The sequence below is a fragment of the Roseovarius halophilus (ex Wu et al. 2025) genome, from assembly GCF_047086965.1.
In genome coordinates, this window is the sequence record NZ_JBKOTX010000540.1 from 1 (window position 1) to 591 (window position 591).

General features: G+C 62.3%; 2 protein-coding genes. One reads left to right on the forward strand and one right to left on the reverse strand.

What is annotated here, in order from left to right:
* On the reverse strand, positions 1-312 hold a 312-nt coding region (locus ACH107_RS33380), incomplete at its 3' end, for a hypothetical protein (protein ID WP_412509867.1).
* Here ACH107_RS33380 and ACH107_RS33385 point away from each other — a divergent pair.
* Positions 311-591, forward strand: a 281-nt coding sequence (locus ACH107_RS33385; protein WP_412509868.1) for a phage terminase large subunit family protein, incomplete at its 3' end; no start/stop codon positions are given. The two genes, ACH107_RS33380 and ACH107_RS33385, sit on opposite strands and share 2 nt — an antisense overlap.

The following is a 591-nucleotide window of genomic DNA, read 5'->3' on the forward strand; positions in this document are numbered from 1 at the left end:
CTGCCAGACCGGTTGGCCCCACAGGCCTTTGACCAATCCACTGTCGGAGACACCCGGAACCTGATCCGCGCCGCGATCCGCGAGGTGCTCGATGATCTCGCGCAGCCAGACATTGACCTTGAAACCGACCCTGAGATTGACCGGCTCACCGACCCTGAAACGGACAGTGGAGACCGCCCTGGCGGTACTGAAGCCACCGCCGGACCTGACGATCAGCGACTGGGCCGACCAGAACAGAAGGCTGAGCTCTGAGGCCAGCGCCGAACCTGGCCAGTGGCGGACCGCCCGTGCCGAATACCAGCGCGGGATCATGGACGCGATCTCTGATCCGGCGGCGGAAACCGTCGTGATCATGTCGAGCAGTCAAATCGGTAAGTCGGAGTCGATCTTGAACATGGTTGGCTATCATATCGACCACGATCCCGCCCCGATCATGGTGGTGATGCCCACTGAGCGCGATGCGGAAACCTGGTCGAAGGACCGGTTCTCGCCGATGGCGCGGGACACGCCGTGTTTGCAAGACAAGATCGCCAACCCGAAGTCGCGCGATGGCAACAACAAGATCCTGCACAAGCGGTTTGCGGGCGGGCA